Genomic DNA, 24,101 nt, shown 5'->3' with positions numbered 1-24,101 from the left:
GAGAAGCGGCAGCAAAGAACTCTCGTAAACCAGAAATCATGGCCGATGCCGCACATGTAATTCTTACGCGAGACAGCAAAGAATTCACGGGGCAGTTCTGCATAGATGATGACGTACTGAAGTCAGCCGGCGCAACCGATGCCGACTTGGAAAAGTATTCCATGACTCCAGGTGCAGACTTACTTCCAGATTTCTTCGTTTAAGCAAGTCAAAAAAAACGGGGCGTTGAATGCGCCCCGTTCTTATTTGTCTCATCTTAACTTGATTCTTAGCCTAGCTTTTCAAGCTCAACCATTCTCAAATACTTAGCCCGACGAACCCAGGTAGTTTTATCTGGAAAGTCTGCTTCCGGTTGTGGATCACCCGTTTTAAGGCCCATGGACCCCGTCGCGTAGGCGATGTCGGCAATGCTCGCATCAAGTGTTTCACCGGACCGGTGAGAAATCACACACTTCATACCTGCGCTTCTCGCACGTTTCATGACTTCGAAAGTTCCAGACATGCTACCGTTTTGATTCACTTTCACGAGAATCGCAGTTGCCGCTTTTATTGCAATGCCTTGCTCCAGACGTGGAAGCTGAGTCACGAAGAGGTCATCCCCAATAGTCACAACATCACGCTTGGTTAACTCTGCCGTAAGCACTGGCCAAAAGTCCCAATCGTTTTCATCTAAGCCATCTTCAACCGAAAGCATGCAGCCTTCGTATTTATCAACAAGGCCTACAAGGTAATCAACCATCTCTTGGCTTGAAATCGACTTGCCTTGAAACTGGTAGGTTTTGTTTTCGGCGTTATAGAAAGAGGCCGCGGCAACATCGAGGGCAAGTTTCACATCTTTACCGGGCTCGTACCCTGCGGCTCGAATAGCATCAAACACGTAGCCAAATGCTTCAGTGCTGGACCCAAGGCCTTTAACTGAAAAACCGGCTTCATCCGCGCGGGTTAAAACATCAGCTGAAAACTTCTCAGTGAGAATTCCCTTGAGAGCAAAATCAATCTTATCGCCCATTTCAAGCGCTTCAGCATAAGTTGCCGCACTTGGAACGACCATGATTTCCTGAATGTCTATCCGGTCTTCACCCAGAGTCTCACCCTCTTTGAGAGCATGGAGACCGCCGTTGAAGATATTCATGAGAAAGCCAACAGTACCGTCGGATGCCAACTCAGTCTCATTCGCGTTGATGTATTGACTAAGCTCTTGCTTGTGAAGAGCAGCAGCTGCCTGCCAGAGCGCTCGTGATACAGGCAGAACAGCGTTCGCGCCGAGTGTCGCGTAATTCTCACCAGATTTTTCGATGATAAGTTTTTCAATTGCCAACAAGCCTGCATGCTCGGCCAGGTTGGCACCTGATTCGCGAATAATCGTAGCAATGGGTCCGTGAATATTACTGATCGCCTGGTCAACGGAGACGGTCTTTGCCTCGTCCTCACCCTTGGATGCGCCCGCAGGGACATCACCGGTAACTTCAACTCCGGCGACTTTCAAAACGACTTCAACTGTTGGACGTCCACGAGAATCTTTACTTTCTCGGCCCTCTAAAACGATTTCGGCTGCATTTGCCATGATTGAATTCTCCCCTTCACAACCAGCGAACACTGGCTTAACCACTAAGCGGTTTCTAATTTACTTGGCGTCCTCAGACGACTCGTCTTTCTTAGCTTCATCCTTCTTAGCGTCCTTTTTCTTTGGAGCTTTTTTAGATGGAGCTTTCTTTTCTTCTGAAGCTTTATTCGCCTTGGCCTTGTCTTTGTCTTTGTCTTTGGCTTCTAGAATCTCGTCAACGCTTCCAAAGTCTTCCTCAGGAACGTCATCTTCATCACTGCCGAGAGCGCTATCAAAAGCATCATCAACTTCGTTTGTAGGAGCTGGTGCAGCCTCAGCTTGCTCTTCGGAAACCGGGGCGTCCTGCGTAGCTTCTGTCACTGCTGGAGCATCGGGGACAGGCTTAGGCGCTGGCTTCATCTTCTTCTTTGGAAACTTACCCGCCGAAGGCATCTTACTTGGGAAGCGGCGCTTGCGACGTTTTTGAGCTTCACGGTCAATGACCAATTCCTGCCCCAAAATAACCGAGAGAGGATTAAAAATCTCCTCAAGATTCTGACCATAACGGGTTTTGAAAAAACGTTTTACCTGATCATCAGCCGGAATCCCGAGAGCAATAAGTTGCAAGTAAAGCTCTTCAGCTTCGTTCATTTTAGTGTCGGCCGCAGCTTGTTGGGCTTGCTTACGAACATCTCGCATCCAAGTTCGGATGGCCCGGGCTGTGGCGCGAGCGCTTGCTCTGGCGACTTCTTTTACAGAGTTTGCCTGAACAACTTCTATGCTATCTGCTTCCATTTGATCTGCCGCAATGGTCATTCGAGCATGCTTCACTTGCTCGTTTGCAGTGTCTCGCGACTCCTTCATCACTCGAAATGCAACGGGCTTTTGTTCAGACCCTGTCACGGTGATGGTTCCAGAGAGATTCATGGCTCGTATCACGCGGGTCATCTCATAAGTCAGAACCTTGTCAGCAGGCAGGTCTTTAACCGGACGGCGACGTTCAACCTTTTTAATCTTCTCGACTTCTTTCTTAACTTTGACCGGAACTTTACGCTCCACGTCTTCAAGCCAAGTTACACAGCCGCGAGGCTTACCAGGCCGCGGCGCACAATCGCGGCGCTCGACCTTTTCGATACGGATTTCTTCTTCCGTAACTTCTTCCACCACGATGTAGGGAACCTCTTCGTAATAAACTTCTTCAGTCTCAATCCGAACGCCGGGAAAAGGCTTGGAGGCTTTTTCAGTGGTCGTGGAGTCGGTGATGTTAAACTCTTCGAGGTGAAGTGTTAGACCAAGCGGTCTTTCTCCGTTACCGCATCGCTTCTTGAGGCTTGAAAGCTTCGTCGTGACGCCTTCCTTCAAGCTTTCAGCGATTGAACCGAGTTTTCCTGTTTTATCATTGACCTGAATAGTAACCGCGCCGAAACAAACCGGAGCAGCAAAGCTTGCCCAATTGCCCATCAGCGTATCGTTGTTAGTGTCGGCTCCAAGGGTCTGAGCGATTGAGCTTTGAAGTGCTGAGCTTCCTGGAAGGTTTGCAACTTGGTTATCGGAGGCTCGCTTCGCGAAAAAATCTTGAGCTTCACGCCGAAGCTCAGCGGCCCACTTCTTACGAGATGCCATCCCGCGAGAAGCATCAACTATCATGTCAGCGAGTTCGACCGCTGGCACATAATGACCGCGATTCACCCAGTCCTGTACGCGGTCTTCAGCGCGCTTTTCTGCCGAGGATACGGAATCGCGGATACGGCGCTGCAGTTGCACCTCATCCAAGTCGAGAGGCATTTTACTGGCTCTGAGGGCGTGACCCAGGGCGCCTGCGTAGTCGATGTCTTTCATCAACTTATCGGCTTTATCCAGCTCATCCTGAACGGCCAGGATTCGAGACTGTCTGATTCCCTCGAGTACAGAGCTGTTATCTGGAACGAGCTCGCGAGCTTTTTCGTAGTAAACGATGGCTTCTTTGTAGCGGCCCTCTTTCAGAAGCTCATCACCGCGAACAATAAATTCACGGCCTGCGCATCCGGTAAGCGTGGCCAGAATTACCAAAAATAATAAGCCTGTCTGGAGGTGTCGTCCCATGCTGCGCCCCTGCTGGTGCAACTTTCAAAATCAGAAGACTCCGAAAGAAGAAACCCTGTAATTACAATACTCTTCGGGGCTTGATAACCACCGATAAGTCTCGTGTCAATGCACAGAGGCCGAGCAAGGCGCGCGTGCTTCAATCATGTCCTCGAACCGATCGAGCCTATTGGAGCAATTGGGCTCTAAAACTTAACCTTCGCCCTGGCTTTCGAGCCATCGCTCGGTATCAATGGCTGCCATACAACCAGAGCCTGCCGCTGTAACTGCCTGACGATACACGTGATCTTGCACATCGCCGCAGGCAAAGACGCCTTCTACGTTGGTGTAAGATGAGTCTGCTTGGGTCACGAGATAGCCGCGCTCGTCTTTATCGAGCTGCTCACCGAAAACCTGAGTATTGGGTTGGTGTCCAATAGCTACGAACAGGCCTGTCACTTCGAGGTCCCGCTTTTCGCCGTTGACGGTATCTTCGAGACGCACTCCGGTAACTTCACTCTCGCCCAACACCTCAATCACTTTAGCATTCGTAACAATTTCGATTTTTTCATGCTTTTCAACACGCTCAAGCATGATTTTCGATGCACGAAAGACTTCACGACGGTGGACAAGTGTCACTTTGCTCGCAAAACGCGAGAGAAAGAGAGCCTCTTCCATAGCCGTGTCACCGCCGCCAACCACAACGAGTGGCTTATCGCGGAACATAGGCAAAGCACCGTCGCATGTTGCACAGGCCGAAACGCCTTTGTTCATCAAGCGCTGCTCACTGTCGAGGCCGATGTATTTCGCTGAAGCACCCGTCGCGATGATCAGGGATTTTGCCAAATACTCAACGCCATCGCTCTTCAAGCGAAACGGGCGCTGTGAAAGATCGACTTCTTGTACGTCTTGCATCAACGAACGCGTTCCAAACCGTTCCGACTGAGCCTTGAAGGCCATCATCATTTCCGGACCACTCACTCCATCGGGAAAACCTGGGTAGTTTTCAACTTCCGTGGTCGTCATCAACTGACCACCAGGGATACCACCGGCACTGAAGCCTTCGAACATTAAGGGCTTTAAGTCAGCCCGCGCCGTATAAACAGCTGCTGTATGACCGGCAGGGCCGGACCCAATGATAATGACGTTTTCTACATCTGCCATGACACATCTCCGCACGAATGATTTGAGGCCTACTTTTAACACCGTTTCAGGCGATACGGTCAACGGTCAAACCTAATTTTTTAACGAATCGAGCCATTTATTGGTGGAATAGCAGAATCCTTGGTCCCAAGAGGCAGTTGTGAAAGAATACGAAACAGAAGGCGGAGAGAATGAAGAACGTAAAATCGCATTGGTTGGTACTCTCAGGAATCCTCTTTGGTATTCTCGTAGGCTCGGTCATTAACCTTCAGCATATCGATAATGTGAGGGAGGCCATCTTAGGCCCCAACTACCTACCCACTGACCTTCACGCAAATGCAAAGCAAATCAACGATGCCCTCGTGGCCTCGGTCAAAGGCAGCTTCTTAGGAGCAGCCTTAGATGGTATTGGCCGAATATTTCTAAGCTTGCTGAAAATGGTTGTCATCCCTCTCGTCTTCTTCTCCATCGTTTGCGGGATCTGTTCCATGGGCGGCGGAAGCGCTTTGGGCCGAATCGGACTCAAAACAATCGGCTGGTACGTATGCACCAGCATCATGGCTATCGTTACTGGCTTGGTCACCGTGAACCTTCTCACACCCGGTGAGGGAACCAATATTATGATTCCCACGCAAGGCCGTGAAGCTCATCCACCTGATGGCTTCTGGGATGTTGTGGTGAACATGGTTCCCACCAATGTCATTGAGTCAGCCGCTAAATTCGACATGTTCGGGGTTATCGTCTTTGCGATTCTCTTCGGCATCTTTCTGACACAAATCGATGAAAAGCACCGTGCTATTATGATTGGCTTCGTAGAGGGAGCCGCCGACGTCATGATGAAAATGACCATGTGGGTCATCTCTCTGGCGCCCGTTGGCATAGCAGGACTTGTCGGGTTTACGGTAGCTACCAGCGGACCTCAGATTTTCCTAAGCTTGATTGGGTTCATCCTCACCGTAGCTGCGGCACTTGGCTTTCATTTTATAGTGAGTCTTCCCGCCTTGTGCTGGGTGCTCACCAAGCGAAACCCATATGTGTTCATGAGAGCAATGAGCCCCGCCCTACTCACCGGTTTTTCAACCGCATCGAGTTCCGGCACGTTAGGCGTCACCATTGAAACTGCCAACGACGAAGCCGGTATTTCAAACAAAGTAAGCAGTTTTGTACTGCCTCTTGGCGCCACGGTAAACATGGATGGCACAGCGCTTTTTGAGTGTGTGACCGTTTTATTTATTGCTCAAATCCACGCTGCCACCCACCCTGAATTCGCACCGCTGACGCTGCAAGCGCAAATCATGGTCGTCTTCTTAGCCTTGGCTGTAAGCATTGGAGCCGCAGGGATTCCTCATGCCGGGCTCGTCATGATGGTGATCATCCTCAATGCCGTTAATCTCCCTCTCGAATACACTGCTTTGATTTGGGCTGTAGACCGCGTACTCGACATGGCTCGTACCATGACCAATATCTGGAGCGATTCCTGCGGGGCTTTAGTGATTGCTCACTCTGAAAATGCTATCGACGACTCTGTGTTGTTTGATCCCGCCAGCAAGGCTTAAGTTTCCTCAATCCCGAACCGAGATTGAGCATCCTCACGAAAGAAATCGATTTGGGATTCTTGCGTGCCGCGAAGTCTCAACTCTCGCGCAACCGTCCCCACTGTTTCATCCCGAACCAAACCGTCACGCACCAACACCATGGCAGTCTGTAAATAAGACCGCGTTAGATGAATCCGAGAATCCTCAGGTGCTTGAGGTTCTTTGCCAGTGGCTAAATGTATGAATATTGACCGCACCGGATCTTGGGTGTGAGGAAGTGAAGCAGCCAGTTTTGTGATATTCGTAATATCTCGGTTTGCTACCCCAAGCCCTTCAAGCTCGGTCGAAAGACCAACTCCTCTTAGCCCCCCACAAACACGCCCGAAGAGTCTAAAGACTTCAGCATCACGTTCCACATCATCGCCAAAGAAGTACCATTCACAACCCACGGGGAACTGCGTTGCATAAAGTAAAAGAGAGGTGAGCTTGTAACCTATCTGCTCTACGATTCCCTTTGGTTTTCCACGTAACAATAAGCCAAGCTGGTCCTTGAAGGTGATTCCATCGTATTCGATACCATCAAGAAGCATCCGATTCTCGATCACAGGTCGAAGCTGTTTAGGGCTACCACTGATGAAGTACATAGGTGTCACACCAAAATCAGAAGTTGGCCCTCGGCGCCACGCTCTCAAGGTTGCGACCACCCCATCAATGGGTTCCTTATCGAGTGCAAACTCAAATGGGATGCCCATCAAACCGCGAATGCTTGAAAATCTCGTCGATAAATAGGTCTTGTCGATATCGCAAATCAGTACCGGTCCGGCATAATCAGCAGGCAATACTCGCGAATTGGTTTGATTTAAAAAACGCCCTACCGTCATCGGTTCAGCGCCCTCCAAATGCTCTGTCCAGATCAAGATCTGAACGCAACACCCGTGACAGTACTTCTCGTGGGTCACAATCTTTAGCTTGGTGACAAAGCACGTCCACTGCCGCAACCAAGGGCAATTCTACCCCATGTTTATTCGCCAGCTCGACTGCTGCTTGGGCAGTGACAACTCCCTCAAGAGGTTGACGACCTGTCCCCAACTCATCACTCCGCTTGCCTTCAGCTATAGCTGCACCCAAGTCGTAGTGACGGTCGATGGATGCAATCTTACGAGGAATCATATCCCCAATCCCGGCCAGCCCCGCAAAGGTTACCGGCTGTGCTCCCAGGAGCATCCCAAGCCGAGCAGCATCGGCCAGCCCATGGGTAATCAAAACACCGCGCGCGGTCTCGCCGAGTCCCAGTGCATTCGAAACGCCCACTGCCAAGGCGGTGACGTTTGAAATCGCCCCGATAACCTCAACACCGACGGGATCAGAACTACTGTGTAGATACAAAGCAGAAACATCTGAGACGAAGCCTAAAACATCAACGACCTCTTGGTAGCGAGATGCCACAACAGCACTCACTGGTAAACCCTCGTGAAGTTCCGGAGCAAAGAGCGGCCCCCCTAAGACTCCTATTTTGCGAATACAGGTTTCTTCTCGTATCACCTGGTGTGGCAAAATAAACCCGGGTTCAACGCCTCGAATACCGTGTAAGACAATTTGGTCTCCGCGAGCAACATCACCATATTGGGCCATAACTTCGCGAAGCCCGTAAGCTGGCAGAGCAGGTAAAACGAGGTCGGCAGCCTCACAGGCGTCCTGAACAGTTTCGGCTAAGTGCCACTCATTGTTCATCCGGGCCAGCTGTGTTCGAACTGTTTTACGACGCGCCCACAAAGTAACAGAGGCCCCAACGCCCGAGAGCATCCCTGCAACAGTTTGCGCCAGCCGTCCTCCGCCAAGTACAGCAACCCTTGGACGTATCATCGTGGGTGATTTACTCATGATGCCCCCAAAATATGTCGATGACTGGGTGCCAAAGCGGGCTTCAATCCCAACCGAGCTTCTAGGTCGTATCCTTCAAGTCTATTCTGGTAATAAAAAAGGAGGCTTCTATCACCAATAAAGAGCCGGTCACCCTTACGGTAGATGGCATGCTTTTGGTGGTAGATAGAAAAATGCCTAAGCGCGTCGGCCATGACATCATCGGCCGGTGCATTGCGAATATCCGGCGACAATCGAATACCACCGGTTGCCTCAAGAGCCCGGAGGGTTTCCAGAAGTTCATCAAGAGCTCGGTAAACATCTCTAAGCTCAAAGTTGTCGTCTGCTCCGCCCAAGCGTAAGAGTCGCATCAAATCCATTTGCCGATTGCTAGATCTCAAAATCTCAAAAACACATCGAGCGGCCACATTGGTAGACTGTACAACGTTATCTTTTGTAAATGCTTCTTTGATGCGTGTACCGACTTCTCCTGTATATTCTCTGTCTCGACCCGGCATTGAAACATATTCATCGCCAGAGAGAACGTATCGATTGATATCAACACTGCGACCTCTCGGGTCCATGCTCACACCATCATCGTTTACCGGATTCCCAAACGGGTCACATCCCCGGCCAAATGTTACGTAGATTTTAGAATGAAGGTTCATACCCTGGTTCATAAAATCTAAGATTCGGGTTGGCTTGGAAAATTCATCATCGGAAATAATATAACGTGATTTACCGACTTCCTTTAAGAAGTCATCAATCAGAGTTTCCGCTTCCAAAACCAATTGGAACGAAAGCGTGGTAGGAACAAAGAATATCTTTGAGCGTTCTTTTTTTCGTTTGACGTTGTTGATGAAGGCCTGCAAACCAGTGCCTGCAAGTCCTAATTTGAGATATCTCTCAATCGCTCCTGAACGAGAGCGTGTTCCTCCGGGAAAAAAGAGGTTGTCGTAACCGTATTCGAGAGTGAGCGTAGCGTACTCTTTAAGAACCTGTTTGTAGAGTGGGCAAGTCTTTCGCCGGTCTACGGTATAGGCACCAAGGTTGTGCATGAAATAACTGATCAACGGATTTGAAAAGAGGTTCAATCCTGCCCCATAAATCAATGGCGGCAGCCCCAACCTGTAAACGGCAAAGCCCAATAAAAGCGAATCAAGGTTACTCACATGATGCGGCACCATAATCACTGTTCCCAGCTCATGAAGCCGGCGTAGATGTTCGGTTTCCCCTTGAATGACCATGGCTTGGTCCAAACCCGGTAGCTGCGGGAAGCGGGTTAAAATACGCTTGGGTGAAACAGCATTTATCAAGAGTCCGAGCGCCGCCGGACCCACCTTCGTGGCCATGCGATAGACTCGTTCGTCGAAGTTGCCACAAATCTCACGAGCGTAACGTGAAACGACCTGAGCAAGAGCATCTTTGTGCCCATGAGCTGAGTTATGATTGATTTCGCGGCGAATACCATTGAAGAAGTGAAGGCCTTCGTCACGCTCGCGAAGATCGGTCTCTTCCTTCAAACGACGGGTCTCGTGGTAAACACTATCTGCCAATACGTTTTGGTATTGTAAGCCATCGCCGCCTGCCATCGATGAAACCAGGCGGCTTTGAACGTCGGTGAGTAATCGCTCTCTATCTTCGGTACGCATGACAGAATTGTAGTCTGATCGGCGAGTTGAACTCCAACGATGAGACAATAAATGAGAACTGATCGAGGTGAAGAGCCGCGGCTAGAGATAGAGCATCACGTAGATGACAACGCCGGTGATGGACACATACATCCAGATGGGAAATGTGATCTTAGCGATATTGCGATGTTTTTGGACCTGATTGTTCCAGCCGCGGTAGAGCGTTACCAATGCCAGCGGGAGAATCAGAGCAGCCAAGACGATATGAGTGAGCAATATAAAATAATAAAAGGTAGTAAAGTCACCAACATAGGACTTCGGGGCGGCCTTAAACCAGTGATAGATGACATAACTGACGAGAAAGAGGCTCGAGGTTCCAAAACTGGCCAGCATCACCTGCTTATGAGCCTTAATTCGGCGAGTTTTCACCAAAACGAGCCCGATCACCAAGAGGGTACCCGTCAATGCATTCAAAGAAGCGTTTACCGTAGGCAGCACTGAAACATCGAGTATTCCCGCGGTTCCTTCGGGGCGAGGTCCGAGAATTAGGAACGCAACCGCCGCCGCCAATACCGCGGAAATTACGTAGATAATTTTAAGCCAGAAACTATCTTGCTGGGCGCTCATGCGATTCACTTCATGCATGCTTGGCCTCCTTTAACATATTCTAAGCCATATCAGTCCGACGCTCGGACGTTCAAAGTAGGTTTTGCCCCATCCTGACAAGAATGCAAGGGCCTATCAAAAGAGACTGGCGCAAGTCGCGCTCGAGCGGTATGAGCCGCTCATGCAAGCCACTTTACCCATTGGTGTTTTCGATTCTGGCGTCGGGGGACTGACTGTTCTTCATGCGCTGACCGATCTATTGCCTTCGGAGTCTATTCTCTACCTCGGAGACACCGCGCGTGTTCCTTATGGAACCAAGTCGGCAGCCGTGGTTGAAGCCTACGCCATTCGGTGTGCGGGGTTCTTGGTAAAGCAAGGTGCTAAGGCCATCGTGATTGCCTGTAACACTGCAAGCGCTGTAGCAGTTGAGTCCATTCGTAATGAGTTCAACATCCCAGTTGTTGGCGTCATTGAACCAGGCGCCGAGGTGGCCTCTAAGCTTACTCAAAATGGTCGTATTGGAATCATGGGTACTCAGGGCACGATTCAAAGCGGCGCCTATCAAACCGCTATTGAGAAACTTAGACCAGGTACAACAGTTATCGGTCAAGCCTGCCCTCTTCTCGTACCACTGGCTGAAGAAGACTTGGTTGAGCATCCAGCGACTCGGCTTCTGGCCCAAGATTATTTGAAGCCATTGCTTGAACAAAATGTAGATACACTGGTTCTCGGGTGTACCCACTACCCGCTCTTTAAAGAACTGCTCCAGGAGCTTGCCGGTGATGAGATAAAAATTGTCGACAGCGCTATCGCTGTTGCCGATGCGGTCAAAAAAGAACTCGAGACCAACCAACTCCGTACGCCCGAACAAGCAATAGGCTCACGACGCATTTTCGCCACCGACTGGGGTCAAAGATTTGAACAAGTCGGCTCTAGGTTTCTCGGGAATCATATTCCGGAAGTTGAGCACGTCGACCTTTAAGGTTCGTAACAAGAATCACTTTTGCGGCGGCGGCTTCCCGGCCATCGACTCAGGGATTTTAGACAAAAAAAAAGCCATGGCGTTTAGACCATGGCTTTTTAAATTGCTTTTTTAGCTTGAGATTAGCTGAACGTGTAACGAACCAGGAATGCTCCCGATACCGCTAAAATGTTCGGTCCAATCACAAAGTAGCCATTCATTGAAACACCAGCTGAGAAGTCAGTGAGCAATGTTAGGTACTTGATATCCACGCCAGCCATTGCATGTGGAGCAACGGGGCTCATCGCGCAATCGATACTGCAACCCTGTGCCGCAGCAATAGCCGCGTCAGTAGGCGCCGGGCTTAGTAAGGTCAAACCTGCGCCGAGCTTTGGCTCAATCGCAATACGCTCGGTAGGACGAAACGACGCCAAACCTTCAATCGCGAACATGGTCATGTCATAACTTGCGATTTGTCTGCCAGCACTCAGTGGAACATCGTACTCAGATATCGGATTCTGTGAGATATAACCCATAGAAACTGAACCCTGCACACTGAACATATCACTTAAGTCGTATCCACCACGAACAGAAACAAATGGCTGGAGGTTGGAATAACCTTGTATACCACCCAGACTAATTAAAACCCCAACGTCACTTGAGAGATAGAAACCGCGGTCCAACTCGAAGTTGGCCAATCGGTCTTCACCAATTTGTGCATTTGGATCCCGAGCTTCCGCGTCAGCTTGCGCTTGCTGAAGTTCGTCAAGACTAACACTCTCTTCTTCGTCTTCCATGAAGAGATCGTCGTCCACATCTTGAGCCATAGCTTGAAAGGGTAACAAAAACCCTACCAACAATGCTCCCAACAGATACAATTTTGGGCTCGTAGCCATTATATTCTCAGCCTCCGCCTGACTTGAAGATCCAGGGATAGGTTACGTCCGCAGTACCGCCACCAGCACATGGTGGGAACTTAAGACGCTTGATTACGCGCAGTAAGCACTGCTCGACATTTGCGTTTGCCATGGTTGTCTCTGCAACTCGCGTTGAGAGCACGCCACCCGTTGGCCCGATGACCCATGCGGTAGTAATTTTACCACTGAGGTTCGGGTTACGAGGCAATTCTTTTTCGTAACAGTATTTTGCCTGGCTCTGGACACGTCCAAGAACTCGGCGAACAACCGCTCCAGTTAAACAACCTTTGGTAATCGTACGACCGACGCTAACCTTGTACTTGCCCTTGCCGCGTCCACCTAAGTCGACGTCGCCAAGACCACCTGTACCGCGTCCTGTGCCGCTACCGAAACCACCGATACCCAGCGAGTTACCGCCGCCGCCAGCACCCGTGCCTCGTGTTCCGAGACCACCTGCGCCACCAGCATCACCCATGGCACTGCCGCGAAGGCCGCCTAGAGCGTTGTTGATACCCGTTCCGAGTCCACCAGGTCCAAATACGTTGGATGCTGTAGAATCTTTACTGCCTTTAAGTGCTGCAAAAATACCAGATTCCTGTGCGATTTTTCGGTCTTTCTCACGCTTGTTCGGGTCAACCTTAGGTGCACCCTTCTTAGACGCGAGAGCATCCTTCTTTTCTTTATCCGGCTTACCGAACTTACCTTCTTTATCTTTATGCTTCGCGCCACCCTTTGAACCCGAGAGCTCAAACTTAGGCTTGTTCTCTGGTGCCTTCTCAGGCTCCTTGAGAATCAACTGAGCAAAACGGTTTGGGTTTTTGAAGAGATCTTCATCCAATCCATCGGGCTCAAGCGGAGTAAGCAAAAGTGCCAAGAGTAAGAACAAGTGGCCAACGAATGAAAGACTCAATACCTTCGTGAAATAATAATCGATGGTCTTGAGAATGCTGCTTGTGATGAGACGCGCGGGCGAAACAAACTGCAGTACAAACGTTACTTCACCAACCTGAACAGCCGCTCGCTCATGAAGTCCAAGCTTGTAGCTTGAGTTCGTGTACGAGTCATTCTGAGCCTTAGTGATGTTGCCCTTAGCAGCCAACTCATCAAGTCCAAGGATTTCTCCGTCCTCGTCCTTAACTTCAAGCGCCATGTCTCCGGTCCAGTTGATTGAAAACTGACCATCAACTTCGGAGAGAAGCGGGAATCGCTCAACAGGAATACTGTCGCTCGATACTCGAAAATCGTTCTTAAGTGCATCACCAACAGTAATATCGCGAGGGTCACTGTAGTGGCCCACCGTCATGACAGCTTCGCGCCATAACAAGACGACTTCCAATGTCTTCTTTTCAGTCGTTGGTCGGTCACCTTCGGGGAGTTGGTCACGAAAAACGAATGTAGGAATACCTGCTGCATCCCGTTCAATATCGGGAAGGTCCATCACCACGGACGCGTCGCTATTTAGATCCTGAGTATCATCAGAGCGCCGCTCGTCGTTCTCGTGGGTGTCTTGTGAATCCATAGACATCTTCTTTCTAAATCTCTGGGTTGGGGCTACTTAGCGCGATTAAAGGTCGTTTGCCGACTGCAACAATTCAACAATGAAATCATTGCGATCCATAATCATTTTGGAAAAGCGACTCACCTTACGGTTCACGATGTATGAACCTTCTGGGCGAACTAAATCACCTTCAATGACTGAAGCGGAAAGATCGATGGTCGTCTTCTTCTTGTACTTCACTTTGTCTTGAGCATTGGCAATCGACACAGTGCCTAAAACCGCTGCAAGAACCATTGATACCATCAAAAACTTTTTCATATTTCCCATCACCTTTTTTTAGTCTCGACCTGTAATCGGGATGCGTCAGTAAAGGCTGGCAGCACCCCATCTGTCAACCACGAATCTCCCACCTTGTACCACCTTAACGCACTTAACTCGGCGCGTTACGAAATGGACTTAAAGGCGGGAATTGTGGCTTATTGACCCCCACCACTGGTTTCGTCGGCAGGGGCTGTTTCCGTGTTTACTGCGGTTGGAGGAGCGTCTGTCGAAGCTACTTCACCTTCAGGCGCACTTTCCTGACTTTCTACCGGTTCTTCCGCAGGTGCTTCCTCAGGAATTGCCTCAGGACCCGCAGCTTCCATTTCGATCATTTGCTTAATCGACTTAATCATCATGTGAACCATGTGGTCGCTTGCTAGACCTTTTTTCTTCGTCGCAAACTTCATGAAGTTGCTAAGGGCACATTCGTTGTCACGAAGCTGAGCCATACAGATATTTCCCATTGTGTAGAGAACATCTACTTCAGCTGGGCAAATCTCTAAAACCTTACCAAATTGGTCAACAGCTTCTTTAGCCTTCTGAAGGCCTTCGAATGAATAACCAAGTGCGGCAAGAGCGTTGCAATTACCACCTAGGCCATTATCGATGGCTGACTGCAGAGACGTTTCTGCACGTCCGTAATCACGAAAGCCCAGAGAGATGGCACCAATGTTTAGGTGTGCAGCACTGTTCTTAGGATCAAGTTTAAGAGCTTCTTCAAACTGATAAAGAGCAACTTGTGGCTTGTCACGTCGGCTAGCAATCAAACCGAGGTTTACATAGATACTTGCATCCTTCGGAGTCAGCTTCAGTGTTTCCATAAAGAAGGTTTCAGCAAGCGTAAGCTTTCCATCGTCTGCATAAATCAGAGCCAGGTTCTTAAGCGCTTCTGGATTCTTCTGATCACGTAAAATTACTTTACGTGCTTGGTCTGCGGCTTCTTTAAACTTCTTCTCACCGCGAAGCGTACTTGCGTAAGCGTTGAGTAGGTCTTCGTTGTTTGCATTTGCTTCAAGGGCCGTAACCAGGGCTGCACTTGCTGCAGCATAGTCGGAACCATTGGTCAGCATCCGTGCAACATTCAAAGCAGCCGCAACGTTTGTTGGGTCTGCCTTTGCGCCTTCACGATATACCTCAGCTGCTGCTTGCCAATCGCCCGCTTTTTCCAGGGTAATCCCTAGATTCACACGTGCACCCGTCGCTGCTGGATCGAGTTTATAGGCTTCCTGAAAATGGCCAGAGGCTTTTTTCCAGTCTTCAGCAATGTATGACTTGAGTCCTGCATGGAATGCCTTCTCAGCAGGAGAAGCATCTTGTTTAAGATCTGCAAGCTTGATGGTGTCCTTCTGGGCACCACCACAAGCCGTAAGGGCCACCAAAGATGCTCCCAAAAGAATACTACGAGTAAATTGAGCTAGTCTTTTCATTACTTCATCGCCTCCGCTACTTTAGGCGTCTGCTGTGCTGACTCACTTGGAATCAACGCATACTTGCGAATTTCAGGAAACTTACCAGGCTCATACGCTTTGAGCCCTTCCTGCGCCTTGATCAACCACTCATTGTAAAGCTGTAGTTCATAGGCTTTTGCGAGCGCCTTGTCATAACCGGCAATCGCGTTTTCTTCGTAGGGATAAGATTGCTCCAAAACCATACCTTCATATTCAATGCATTGATCTTCAGTCAAAGCTTTTGGACACGGTGAGTTTTGGAAGGCCTTGGCCATGTTTTGCTGTAATTTCGCCAAGCGAAAAAGCGCTGCAATGGCATAATCAGGCTGCTGAAGTTTGATTACCTCGAGATAAGCTCCTTCAAGTTTCCCTTGCAGGTCTTTCTTGGCAGGAACATCTTTACCGATGGTTCTTTCATTGGTGAAATCAATCGCCAAGTACTTCTCATACTCAGGCTCAAGCTTGCTGAAAGTGATATAGGCAGCTGCCTTTAACGGGCAAGGCTTAGCTTTGTCTTCAGCACTTAGCTTCGCAAAGCTCTTCAGAATGCGGTCCCAGCTGCGCTGCGTATCGCGTTCGCGGCCTTGAGCAATCTGAGCTTCCATCACTTTGTATTCAGCACATACAGAACGCTCGGCATCGCCGCGCTTGGCTGCAGATCGAATCAAACCAGAGAAGTGAGATTGAGCAGACTTCTGGTCGCCCTTCTTCACGTAAATTTCACCAATTTTCCAATCGATGACTGGGATGTCATCCTTCTTCGGAAACTCTTTCATGTACTGCTTGAAGTTGGCGATTGCTTTGTCGTAGTCGCCAAGTCCTTCGCGGTAAATCGCAGAGTTATAAATGGCGTCTTGGCGCTTATCAGCTTTCTTAAACTCTTTAGAGTAAGACTCGTAAAGGTCAGCAGCTTCTTCGAACTCCGCAAGTCGGCCATGGAACGTAGCCGCTAGATACATCGTCTTTTCACGAATGGTTTCTGGTAGCGTAATGCCTTCGCCCGTCTTCTTGCTGTTTGCGATGTCTTCTTTTTTCAACTTGAATGATTTGAAGTCCACCAAAATCTTATTGGCCTGTGCAATCGCGTCTTCAAGACGGTTTGCTTTGTCGTAATTGATAACTGCGTTGTAGACAGCAATCATTGCGTACTTAGACTTCGGAAATTCCGTTGCAAATCCAATGTAATGACCAGCAATCTCTTCTTGAGTTTTGCTTGGTTCGAAAACCTTGATGATTTCCTTGAATGAAGAGAACTCAATGAATTCCGTAATGGTCTTTGAGAAACTCTTGTCAGCCATCAAACGTGGGTTTGTTGCAAACTTACGAGACCATACGTTCAACTGTGACCAGTCTTCACGAACGTTGTAAGACTCAACAATCAACTGAGCTGCAAAACGGCCATATTTATGCTGTGGCCACTTGTCGATGATTTCGCCGAAACGAACAGCTGCTTCGTCGAAGTTGTTCTTTAGGTAGTAAATCTGCGCGCTCTTAAACTTGATGTTAACAACACCGTCGTCTTCGGGCGCGATTTCAGCAAATCGGTCGCAAGCAGCTGCAAGTTTAATTTCAGTCGGCGTAAGTGCCTTCGGCTCGTAGGTGCCGCCCTTCTTAAGTGTCTTGAGTTTTTCAAGCTGCTTGAGCTTACCCTTGCTCTTACCGCGCTTACCTTCGCCGATTTTACGTCCGAGAGTTTCCTTCACGCCGCCTAGAACTTTTTCCCAAGAGAGAATCGCTGCATAAGAAGCATCTTTTTGGAACTTGCCGTCTAAGCCAGCAACCATATCGTACTGAACTGCCGACAGGTCGAACTGCTTTAACTCAAAAAGAATTTCCGAGTAGAAGAAGCGGAACTGGTAAGCATCTTCAGATGAAGGGAACTTTTCCAAGTAATCTTTGTAAAGGTCACGGGCCAGCTCATAGGTAGAAACCAGCTTGGTTTCCTGAGCTTCCTTGTGCTTCTCAGTAACAAGTTCGCCAAGCTTCTGCTCAACCACTTCAAATGCGTTTTCTAGAACACGCTGATTTCCAGCATTTTTCTCTGCCCACATGGTGTTTGGCGAATAGAGGTCAATCATACGTCTTGCTTCTTTTCGAACGTCATTCTTACGGTCGAGTTGAGCAAAGGCGTTCATGATGCTTGCCTGGTTAAAAGGCGCCTTCTCGTTGTACTGATAATCGGAATCTTCGTTTAGCTTGCGAAACATCTTAATACCGACTGCATACTTACCTTCGGAAATATAACGGTCACCAAGCTTGCGAAGGTAAGGATAAGCCTTTTCCTTCTGCTTAATGTTTACGTAGTAATCGAATGCGTCATCAACGGCATCAAGGTGAGAGTACGTTCGAACCATATCGCTGAGTGCTTCTTCAATCAGCTGAATCTGGTCTTTACGGCTCATCTTGGCATTTTTCTTCGCGGCTGCGCTTTGCTTAAGTGAGTAAGCTACAACTGCCTTAAACTTGGCCAAAGCCTTTTCATACTCGTTTAAGTTGTAGTCACACCAAGCAAGCTTGTAGAGAGCGAAAGAGTAAATACGAGGTTTCTTGCTTCGAGCAGCTCGCTTGTAGGCACCGATGGCCTTGCTCAAGTTCGCTTGCCCTGAGTTAAAGAAGTATTCACCAAGCTGTAAATATGCATCGGCTGCAAAGTCAGACTTGGGGAAATATTTCGTTAGGTCACGAAAACGGCGAGCCGCCTTCTTCTTCTCACCTGCTTCAAGGTGAGCACTGGCCATCGCGTAATAAACCTTGTCGTTGTTTTCAAACTTTGGATACTGCTTGAGAATCTTGCGATACAGCTTCAATGCCTCGGCTTTATAAACGCTACTCTCACGGTATTCAGGGAGAGTCTTGAACGTTGGCGGGTTGCCTTCGCTGCCGGCCTCCGCCCATGCGTCGAGGGACTTGCTCAGCTTGTCCATACCCATGATGTAAATATAGCGAGACTTTTTCCAATACTCTTCTGCGAGCTGGAACATTCGAATCGGCTTACCGGGGTTGTTCTTTTGAAGTGTAGGAATCAGAGCCTTGAGCTTCTTGATTGTCTCTTCACGCTTTGAGTCAGCACGTCCACTCATGTCCGCCAATGGCTGAGGGCCTGCGTCGAATGCCATAGGCTTTTTGGGTGCTTCAGGCTCAGCCTTTTTAGCTGCCTTTTTAGCTGCTTTTTTCGCGGCTTGAGCCGGAGCAGGAACTGTTACCAGACCTACAGCAAAAGTCGTGGCCACTCCAATGGCGACCAGAGAAGTTAGAGCTCTCAGTTTCTTCATATCTACTTGTATCCTCTTAGGGGCTTCGCGCGATTCAAATTCCGAAAATGCCGGCTCTTAGAGCCGGCTCTCGGTTTTGGCTAGAGATCACACTCATTGCCAACGGCGTGATGGTAATAACCAAGCTCGCCTTTCCAATATTCTTTATGGAATTCCCAGTGCTGCCACTGGTCGTTTGGAATAGCAGGCCGAGGCAATCGGGCACGCCAACCTTTGGAGATTTCACGTCGCTCATCCAACCAACGTGTTTCTGCAATGGAAAGCTCCAAATCGAGAGTATCGATTTGGCCTTGAAAGTTCTTCAAGAGAGCCAAACGATTCTTCAACTGACCTGTCACCCAGCCACCAATTACAGGCTCAAGTGCTGCGCGCTGATCTTCGATGAATGCCTTAAGGTCATTACTCAAACGTGAACCGTTCAAGCGCTCGTTATTGCTAACGGCGGATGCTTCCCACGTAGAATATTCCATCATGTGGTGGAAATCGCGGAACTGCTTGGTTTTACGAATCTCACGAGCAATCTCAAGTGGGTACTTACCGTTACCACCGTCAGCAATATCGCGATAAACCTGAGCTGGTTCTGGCAAATTCGCCAAGTACTCTTCAATGTCCTTACGCATTTTCGGGTAAGTTTCATTGTAAAGACTGATAGAACGGCGAACCCGGTCCCATTGACAGTTTACGAAGTACGCAGTGCCCTGAATCACGTAGGTTTCAGGAATGTGCGTCTTGTCGAAGTAAGGAGCAGTTGTTGAGTGAAGCTCACCCAATGCACGGCCGTAATCTTCTTGCTTGTACCAAGCCCATGCATTTTCATACATGGCGTTGAACCAGTGCTGAGTAAACCGTGGAACCTTTAGGAAGAAGTCACTCGACTCCTTGTAACGGCCCAAACCGTAAAGTGCGCGGCCTGTCGCCAAAAGCGAAAGGTTACGTACGCGGCGCTGCTCGTCGAAGACTGAATCTTCAGGAACGTGGTTTTGAACTTCCTGAAAATACTCCAACGCTGATTCAGCATTGTTACCGCGGATATCAATCAACCCGAGGAGGTAACGCGCTTTGCTGTAGTAGAGGCTTTCAGGAGGAACAAACTCAAGGTACTCACGAGCCAAGCTGTTTTGGTTACGCATGTAACTTAAACGGCCTACCAAATAGCTAATCTGCGCGCCTTTATCAGGATCGAGCTGGTTAAAGCCTTCTCCGTCAAAGTTCGTGCTTAGCGACGTTGGAATCACGAGTGGATCATGAAGAGCTTTTTGGATCTTCAATAAACCTTCAACCGCATTGAGGTAATAACGGTTGCTACGGCCGACCTGGAAAAGCTCGTTGTAGTAGAACAAGGCTGAATTATGAAAATTCATCTTGAAGAGACTCTCGGCTAGATAAATCTGCGCCTGGTCCCGTGTATCTGGATCGGGGTGTTCAAAAACAACCGTGTAAAGAGCTTTAGCTGCATCGGGATATTCCTTCTGCTTGTAAAGGTCCAACGCTTGTTCAATGGACTGCCCTTGCGCTGCAAAGGGAGCGACTAGAGCGAGCAAGAAAACTATTATGACGCTTTTTTTCATCGTTTCACCTACAGAAGTACAGTCGCACCAAGAAAGACAAAGATAGTATTGCGGATATCAGTTGTTACGTTTTGCGAAGTCGTCTGGGCCGAGCCCACCTTACGATCTGCGTAAACAATGTCCCGAATCTCAATCCGAACACCTAAGCGCTCAGTAAAGAACATACGGATACCGCCGCCCAAATGACCGGAAAGCTTAAGTGCATCGCCACCAGCTTCTGGAGTCTGCAAACCGAAACCAAGACCACCTTCGAGTAAGCCTGTCGTTGGATTCACGTATTGACCAATTGCTCCGCCACAGTCACCTGTATTAGGCACACACGGTTCTTTAGTCATCGTCAAACCAAGTCCAGCTGTGAGGTAGAGGTCATAATCCAGTAGAATGCCGTAAAGCTCGAACTTACCGTAAAGCGCTGAAAACTGAGCGCTTAGAGCGCCGAAGTATTCAACTTGCTTCAAATCAACTTCCTCGGGAGTAAGTGTCTCGTACGTGTAAACCTCATAAACCAGCGCAGAGTAAAACGGTGCAATGGCGTAAGGGATACTGGTCGAAAACTCTACCGCGAAGTTCTCACGAAGGTGATACGCGAACGAGAAGCCGCCGCCGATATAACCAACGAACTTAGGGTTCATCGCTGTAAAGACAAATGGCGTAATCTCAAACTTACCCTTCTTAGAATAAGCTCGCTTCTGAACAACATAGATGGATTCATCTTCAGCAACCAAAGCACGCGTCTTTGGACCGTCTACACCCAGCTCAAGCGTGGTGTCTTCTGGTGCTGCGAATTCATCATCTTGCGCCCAGGTCGTCGCTGGTACTGCCATGAGGCCGCACAACCCAACCAAGGTCACAACTCTTCTTAATACGGATTTATGTTTCGTTTTAATCATCATTTTAAAACACCAAGAAGTTGAGACCGACATTCGCGAAAACATAGCCGGGAGCATAGAGCTCGTCATAGGTTCCCATCGCAGCAGTCGATGTTGCATTAGCATTTGGTCGATACTTGAAATCGAATTTATCGAAGTTCAGTAAACCACGCACTTCAGCGCGAAGGGCAATCCAATCCATGATGAACACTTTCAAACCACCACCAAAGGTGAGGTGAGGCATGACACCCGGATCGCCTGAACCAAGGGTATAACCCCGAGGGTCGACGTCATAACCAACAACAGTGGCCGTGACTTCTTTGGTTCCGTTAACGCCTGCGCCGAACAAACCGTAAAACTGCAAGTTTACATCGTACTCACTGACGACGTTAATCTTACCGTATAACGGTGCCCAAATCGCAGATACAGAAGCCATCCATGTGACTTGCTTGTAATCTGGAACGTAGGGTGTGACATCCTTGCCGGGACAAGTTGAAGGGTCTTCAATACACTTATCAACCTTGTTTCCGATGATACCCTGTGGGCTGGTCACGATGCTTGTTAACGAACCCGCTGCATAACCAGCAGAAACATTCACCGCAATCGTGTCGAGCAGGCTCACGCCAACTTCACCATCGGAGAAGTTGTATGTGAAATCGATGAGGCCTCCGATGTGCGTCGAGTACTTATCAATCATACTTGATGCTAGGAGTACGCCCACCTCTCCATGCCCCGCAGGGTGGAAGTCGATATTCAGAATGAGAGATTCGTCTGACAACGCGAAGTCACCAAACGGATCTTCCGAATACTCGGGTGCTTTGGAATCAGCCAGTGCTGTATTGGCACTGAATATAAGAGCTAGAAAGACCGACGCGATACGCACGCTGCCTCCTGCTAAGTGATGGGAGCACATGTAAGGTTAGTGCCCCCAAGTCTACGTTATGCAACTACAACAATTCCCTTTAGAACGCGTCGGAATTACCCGACTTTTGTAGTTACTCGGCTTCGAGGCGGGATCAGTAGCAAATGTTCCCAGCACCCGCAATGTGGAACCTCACAGAAAATTGGAAGTCCTTAGGGATTGCCCTTACACAATGTCTCATTTATCAACCGGTCAGATGAATCGGCAGTGGACGCATCGCGTTAAGAGATCTAACACTTTATTATTAAACGAATTATCTTCGGTACAGGTATCCCTAAAGCGGGTGGTTTCCTGAGCCTAAAAAGGCCCGCAAAGGCCCTATCTAAAGGTTCTATTCGATCTCTCTTGCGCCGATCGTCAATAAAAGGCACATCGCGAACGTACCAATTATAAGGAAAATCATGAGTCAGCTTAAAGATATCTTACTCCAATCAGGCAATCGAGACCGTGTGATCGGCGATTGTGTAAATCTTGTAGAATCTGAAGTTGCTAGCAAATCAGGGCTTGGCGGCATGGCAGTGAAGACAGGTTTTGGGGTTATTAAGAAACTTAACCCGCGTATTATACATATGGCGGTCAACAAACTCATCGACGATTTTGTTGATGCAATGACGCCGTTTTATGAAGATTACCAAGCAACCAATGCAACCAATCTAGAATCTCATTGGAGTGGTAAGCGCCGAGAGCTGGCTGACTCGCTTCTGGGTGTAACGGATAAGCGGATTGCAAAAGTTGCAAACAAAACTATTCAAAAGGCTTACGCAAAACTTAGACCGAGCGGCGCAAAGCATGTTGAAGCTTCCATACCCGGTATCGCGCAGGTCGTGGCTCGCTATATATAGGTATGGATACTCTTCAGTTTAACTTGTTTTACGTCTTCTTCTAAACCGCATCCAAACAAGTGGTCCAAACAAAAGTAGATTGAATAGCTGCGTCGCTAAAGACGGTGATGCGCCCAATGCACTTGAGCAACCACTGCTTTCTTCTTCAGGCTCTGGGCCGCCCGAAGTCCCACCGGAACCAAGCTCCCCAATGGGACCATCGAGAGGCCAGCAGCGCCCCGTTGAGCCCACCGCCAAACATTCGAACCCGCCATCATCCACGCCGTCTGCATCGTTGTCTTGCTCACAGCCAACCTGAGTTACGGGATCACAGCTTCGACTGCATGCGCCTTCACCTTGATATTTCAAGCAAAGACCACTGTCGCAGTCAGCGTTGAGAATACAGCGCATGCCTAAGCCAAGAAGAGATTCGGCTTCAGCGGGTACACATCCTTCCCGGTCATTTCTGCAACACACTCGAACAGCGCCGGCGCACGTCGGGTCATCAAATTCGAACTCTTTGCACAGTTCGTTAGAAGCGCAGTCACTGGGGTCATCGCATTCTGCATAGCACTGAGAAGCCGAGACTTCTCCGAAGTGATAACAGCCATTGCCTGCATCACAAATGGATTGCTCCGGTGACACACAAGCTTGTCCCTTACTTTGAACGTCGAAGCACCCGCCATAAGGCTGCTCAGGGTTTGGCAGTTTACAATTCCCCGCCTCATCCTGCCCCGCACAACACGTAAGGTTTTCCTCTGGGCAAGGGTGGTTGGCATCACAGACCAAAACACAAGCACCCGTGATACTCCCGCAAAGTGGCTGGAAACCAAAGCAGATGAGGTCGGGTTTGCATGCGTTGAAATAATCCTCTCCGCTTGCCGCGCCATTTGGAATAAAGCAAACCTCGTTAAGGCCCGCGCGGGGGTCATCTCCACAATTGGCTGAATCTAATGGAAAGCACCCACCGGTTCCGGCATCTGTGGCCATACAAGTAAAATTTGTTTCGCAGTCATCGTTAGACTGACAAACCTCGGAACAAAAAGAACTCACCCCATCTGATAAACAAAAACCGGAATTACAATCTTCGCCAGAGGAACAAGGCTCACAAATATCAACAGGGGT

20 protein-coding genes are annotated in these 24,101 nt (G+C 49.0%); 4 read left to right on the top strand and 16 right to left on the bottom strand.

Annotated features, from left to right (window positions below; all coding sequences use genetic code 11):
* Positions 1-203 (top strand): short chain dehydrogenase (locus tag HOK28_08990; protein ID MBT6433213.1); only part of this gene is annotated, 203 nt, incomplete at its 5' end.
* A 65-nt stretch (positions 204-268) separates the two neighbouring features.
* On the opposite strand, the gene eno is transcribed toward HOK28_08990, so the two are convergent.
* The 3 genes from eno to trxB all read right to left on the bottom strand — a co-directional run bounded on the left by eno (position 269) and on the right by trxB (position 4,768).
* Positions 269-1,564 carry a phosphopyruvate hydratase gene (gene eno, locus HOK28_08985; GenBank protein ID MBT6433212.1) on the bottom strand — a complete coding sequence of 432 codons (1,296 nt, stop codon included), beginning with the start codon at positions 1,562-1,564 and terminating at the stop codon, positions 269-271.
* A 60-nt stretch (positions 1,565-1,624) separates the two neighbouring features.
* On the bottom strand, positions 1,625-3,625 hold the full coding sequence (locus HOK28_08980; protein MBT6433211.1) for a hypothetical protein: 2,001 nt from the start codon (positions 3,623-3,625) through the stop codon (positions 1,625-1,627).
* 192 nt (positions 3,626-3,817) lie between these two features.
* Positions 3,818-4,768, bottom strand: coding sequence for a thioredoxin-disulfide reductase (gene trxB / locus HOK28_08975; GenBank protein ID MBT6433210.1), 951 nt, complete (start codon positions 4,766-4,768; stop codon positions 3,818-3,820).
* Between the two features lie 170 nt (positions 4,769-4,938).
* On the opposite strand from trxB, the gene HOK28_08970 reads away from it, so the two are divergent.
* The gene (locus HOK28_08970; GenBank protein MBT6433209.1) at positions 4,939-6,303 is read left to right on the top strand and encodes a dicarboxylate/amino acid:cation symporter; all 1,365 of its coding nucleotides are present in this window, start codon (positions 4,939-4,941) and stop codon (positions 6,301-6,303) included.
* Here HOK28_08970 and HOK28_08965 read toward each other — a convergent pair.
* The 4 genes from HOK28_08965 to HOK28_08950 all read right to left on the bottom strand — a co-directional run bounded on the left by HOK28_08965 (position 6,300) and on the right by HOK28_08950 (position 10,418).
* Positions 6,300-7,163: a hypothetical protein gene (locus HOK28_08965; GenBank protein ID MBT6433208.1), complete on the bottom strand. Its 864-nt coding sequence runs from the start codon at positions 7,161-7,163 to the stop codon at positions 6,300-6,302. The genes HOK28_08970 and HOK28_08965 overlap by 4 nt on opposite strands.
* A 4-nt stretch (positions 7,164-7,167) precedes the next feature.
* The gene (locus HOK28_08960; GenBank protein MBT6433207.1) at positions 7,168-8,163 is read right to left on the bottom strand and encodes an NAD(P)-binding domain-containing protein; all 996 of its coding nucleotides are present in this window, start codon (positions 8,161-8,163) and stop codon (positions 7,168-7,170) included.
* Positions 8,160-9,794 (bottom strand): hypothetical protein, encoded by a 1,635-nt coding sequence (locus HOK28_08955; protein ID MBT6433206.1) that lies wholly within the window; start codon positions 9,792-9,794, stop codon positions 8,160-8,162. Before HOK28_08955 ends, HOK28_08960 begins: the two co-directional genes overlap by 4 nt.
* 81 nt (positions 9,795-9,875) lie before the next feature.
* Complete coding sequence (locus tag HOK28_08950; protein MBT6433205.1) at positions 9,876-10,418, bottom strand: DUF420 domain-containing protein; 543 nt, start codon at positions 10,416-10,418, stop codon at positions 9,876-9,878.
* A 142-nt stretch (positions 10,419-10,560) separates the two neighbouring features.
* Here HOK28_08950 and HOK28_08945 point away from each other — a divergent pair, with 142 nt between their 5' ends.
* Entirely contained in the window at positions 10,561-11,361 is an 801-nt protein-coding gene (locus HOK28_08945; GenBank protein MBT6433204.1) for a glutamate racemase, read from the top strand.
* A 122-nt stretch (positions 11,362-11,483) separates the two neighbouring features.
* On the opposite strand, the gene cglE is transcribed toward HOK28_08945, so the two are convergent.
* From cglE to HOK28_08905, 8 genes are all read right to left on the bottom strand, one after another.
* Positions 11,484-12,236: an adventurous gliding motility protein CglE gene (cglE, locus tag HOK28_08940; protein ID MBT6433203.1), complete on the bottom strand. Its 753-nt coding sequence runs from the start codon at positions 12,234-12,236 to the stop codon at positions 11,484-11,486.
* Positions 12,237-12,243: 7 nt separating this feature from the next.
* Complete coding sequence (locus HOK28_08935) at positions 12,244-13,776, bottom strand: AgmX/PglI C-terminal domain-containing protein (protein MBT6433202.1); 1,533 nt, start codon at positions 13,774-13,776, stop codon at positions 12,244-12,246.
* Between the two features lie 45 nt (positions 13,777-13,821).
* A complete protein-coding gene (locus HOK28_08930) occupies positions 13,822-14,073 on the bottom strand; it encodes a hypothetical protein (GenBank protein ID MBT6433201.1) in 252 nt (83 codons plus the stop codon).
* 158 nt (positions 14,074-14,231) lie between these two features.
* Positions 14,232-15,503 carry a tetratricopeptide repeat protein gene (locus HOK28_08925; protein ID MBT6433200.1) on the bottom strand — a complete coding sequence of 424 codons (1,272 nt, stop codon included), beginning with the start codon at positions 15,501-15,503 and terminating at the stop codon, positions 14,232-14,234.
* Positions 15,503-18,796 (bottom strand): tetratricopeptide repeat protein, encoded by a 3,294-nt coding sequence (locus HOK28_08920; protein ID MBT6433199.1) that lies wholly within the window; start codon positions 18,794-18,796, stop codon positions 15,503-15,505. The genes HOK28_08925 and HOK28_08920 overlap by 1 nt, the downstream gene beginning before the upstream one ends.
* Positions 18,797-18,876: 80 nt before the next feature.
* A complete protein-coding gene (locus HOK28_08915) occupies positions 18,877-20,364 on the bottom strand; it encodes a tetratricopeptide repeat protein (GenBank protein ID MBT6433198.1) in 1,488 nt (495 codons plus the stop codon).
* Positions 20,365-20,372: 8 nt separating this feature from the next.
* Positions 20,373-21,257: an outer membrane beta-barrel domain-containing protein gene (locus tag HOK28_08910; protein MBT6433197.1), complete on the bottom strand. Its 885-nt coding sequence runs from the start codon at positions 21,255-21,257 to the stop codon at positions 20,373-20,375.
* Position 21,258: 1 nt separating this feature from the next.
* Positions 21,259-22,116: an outer membrane beta-barrel domain-containing protein gene (locus HOK28_08905; protein MBT6433196.1), complete on the bottom strand. Its 858-nt coding sequence runs from the start codon at positions 22,114-22,116 to the stop codon at positions 21,259-21,261.
* Between the two features lie 440 nt (positions 22,117-22,556).
* Between HOK28_08905 and HOK28_08900 the strand changes: the two genes are divergently transcribed.
* On the top strand, positions 22,557-22,997 hold the full coding sequence (locus tag HOK28_08900) for a hypothetical protein (GenBank protein MBT6433195.1): 441 nt from the start codon (positions 22,557-22,559) through the stop codon (positions 22,995-22,997).
* Positions 22,998-23,015: 18 nt separating this feature from the next.
* Here the strand turns inward: HOK28_08900 and HOK28_08895 are convergent.
* Positions 23,016-24,101, bottom strand: a 1,086-nt coding sequence (locus HOK28_08895) for a hypothetical protein (protein MBT6433194.1), incomplete at its 5' end; no start/stop codon positions are given.

The organism is Deltaproteobacteria bacterium (genome assembly GCA_018668695.1).
Lineage (GTDB): Bacteria > Myxococcota > XYA12-FULL-58-9 > XYA12-FULL-58-9 > JABJBS01 > JABJBS01.
This window is presented reverse-complemented; position numbering and strand designations above follow the sequence as displayed.

What these genes read in the sequence shown, in the direction of transcription:
- eno (MBT6433212.1), bottom strand. Translation starts at nt 1,564, where the DNA reads ATGGCAAATGCAGCCGAAATCGTTTTAGAGGGCCGAGAAAGTAAAGAT.
- HOK28_08980 (MBT6433211.1), bottom strand. Translation starts at nt 3,625, where the DNA reads ATGGGACGACACCTCCAGACAGGCTTATTATTTTTGGTAATTCTGGCC.
- trxB (MBT6433210.1), bottom strand. Translation starts at nt 4,768, where the DNA reads ATGGCAGATGTAGAAAACGTCATTATCATTGGGTCCGGCCCTGCCGGT.
- HOK28_08970 (MBT6433209.1), top strand. Translation starts at nt 4,939, where the DNA reads ATGAAGAACGTAAAATCGCATTGGTTGGTACTCTCAGGAATCCTCTTT.
- HOK28_08965 (MBT6433208.1), bottom strand. Translation starts at nt 7,163, where the DNA reads ATGACGGTAGGGCGTTTTTTAAATCAAACCAATTCGCGAGTATTGCCT.
- HOK28_08960 (MBT6433207.1), bottom strand. Translation starts at nt 8,163, where the DNA reads ATGAGTAAATCACCCACGATGATACGTCCAAGGGTTGCTGTACTTGGC.
- HOK28_08955 (MBT6433206.1), bottom strand. Translation starts at nt 9,794, where the DNA reads ATGCGTACCGAAGATAGAGAGCGATTACTCACCGACGTTCAAAGCCGC.
- HOK28_08950 (MBT6433205.1), bottom strand. Translation starts at nt 10,418, where the DNA reads ATGCATGAAGTGAATCGCATGAGCGCCCAGCAAGATAGTTTCTGGCTT.
- HOK28_08945 (MBT6433204.1), top strand. Translation starts at nt 10,561, where the DNA reads ATGCAAGCCACTTTACCCATTGGTGTTTTCGATTCTGGCGTCGGGGGA.
- cglE (MBT6433203.1), bottom strand. Translation starts at nt 12,236, where the DNA reads ATGGCTACGAGCCCAAAATTGTATCTGTTGGGAGCATTGTTGGTAGGG.
- HOK28_08935 (MBT6433202.1), bottom strand. Translation starts at nt 13,776, where the DNA reads ATGGATTCACAAGACACCCACGAGAACGACGAGCGGCGCTCTGATGAT.
- HOK28_08930 (MBT6433201.1), bottom strand. Translation starts at nt 14,073, where the DNA reads ATGAAAAAGTTTTTGATGGTATCAATGGTTCTTGCAGCGGTTTTAGGC.
- HOK28_08925 (MBT6433200.1), bottom strand. Translation starts at nt 15,503, where the DNA reads ATGAAAAGACTAGCTCAATTTACTCGTAGTATTCTTTTGGGAGCATCT.
- HOK28_08920 (MBT6433199.1), bottom strand. Translation starts at nt 18,796, where the DNA reads ATGAAGAAACTGAGAGCTCTAACTTCTCTGGTCGCCATTGGAGTGGCC.
- HOK28_08915 (MBT6433198.1), bottom strand. Translation starts at nt 20,364, where the DNA reads ATGAAAAAAAGCGTCATAATAGTTTTCTTGCTCGCTCTAGTCGCTCCC.
- HOK28_08910 (MBT6433197.1), bottom strand. Translation starts at nt 21,257, where the DNA reads ATGATGATTAAAACGAAACATAAATCCGTATTAAGAAGAGTTGTGACC.
- HOK28_08900 (MBT6433195.1), top strand. Translation starts at nt 22,557, where the DNA reads ATGAGTCAGCTTAAAGATATCTTACTCCAATCAGGCAATCGAGACCGT.